Source organism: Oleiphilus sp. HI0086, assembly GCF_001635225.1.
Genome location: NZ_LWFZ01000909.1, coordinates 1 through 990, shown reverse-complemented (window position 1 = coordinate 990; position 990 = coordinate 1). Strand labels below are relative to the sequence as shown.

The 990-nt window shown below is 40.7% G+C and carries 2 protein-coding genes; both read right to left on the bottom strand.

Annotated elements, in window-relative coordinates; all coding sequences use genetic code 11:
* Positions 1-313 (bottom strand): multidrug efflux SMR transporter (locus A3756_RS16445; RefSeq protein WP_068553972.1); only part of this gene is annotated, 313 nt, incomplete at its 3' end.
* A 186-nt stretch (positions 314-499) separates the two neighbouring features.
* Positions 500-790 (bottom strand): hypothetical protein, encoded by a 291-nt coding sequence (locus A3756_RS16440; RefSeq protein ID WP_068511499.1) that lies wholly within the window; start codon positions 788-790, stop codon positions 500-502.
* Between the last annotated feature and the right edge of the window lie 200 nt (positions 791-990).

Genomic DNA, 990 nt, shown 5'->3' with positions numbered 1-990 from the left:
AAAGCAAGTTGAGAACAACAACGCCACCAACGATTAAACCCATGCCAACATACCCCCAAAGGTCAAGTTTTTGCCCGTGCATGAACCATGCGATTAGAGTTACTAAAACTATGCCAAGCCCTGACCAAACTGCATATGCAATACCAACAGGGATTGATTTCAGAGTAAGTGAAAGTAAATAGAAAGCAGCGCCATAGCCAATAATAACAAGCAGCGATGGGGCGATTTTAGTAAAACCTTCACTAGACTTAAGACTGGATGTTGCAATTACTTCACAAATAATAGCAGCGGATAAGAATAACCAGTTTTTCACAGTTTTCTCCAATGTATATATTTTTCGAAAGATTAAACTAACCCTTTAAAAATGAACAGTCTTGTTCTTTTGGAGAGGCTGTGAGCACATGGGGCATCTAACGCCCAGCTAAACGGAGGAGTAACAATGGCGGCATTTTTGGAACAAAAATGATGCGATTGTTACGGAGTCCGTTTGAGCTGTTGGTTATGTGCATTTTTTCTTTGTTACTTTGATGTCAGTATAAGTATTCATGCAGCTAATACGCTGTTCAGTTTCACTTAGCTCTATTGAAGGCGGAATATCAAAGTGCAATCGTAAAGCTTCGAAGTTGATATCCTTGACCAAGTGACAAAAGTATCCCGTTCTGTTTACACCCCAAATATATTCGTTGGCAGACTTATTTCCTGAGCTAAGCAAAAACTCTACAACGAGGTTAAGATGGCTATAATCAGGTTCTCCTTTCTTAGGATACTCCAATATTTTTACTTTGCTCATTGCAAGAATTCCATTCATTAATACACATAACGCCGCCAGCAACGGCGAGCGAAGCGAGTCCAGCCCACGGCCCTTTGTGGGCGATGTTGGCTGGCCTGGTTATATTTTTCTTTCAATGATGAACCCTGACTCGTCACCACAATGAATATAAATTTCACCGTCACCTTGTAAAGGAGTAGGAAATTCAATTTTACCCCGAC

Bases quoted from the DNA above. Each gene is read 5' to 3' on its own strand.
- A3756_RS16440 (WP_068511499.1), bottom strand. From the start codon at position 790: ATGAGCAAAGTAAAAATATTGGAGTATCCTAAGAAAGGAGAACCTGAT.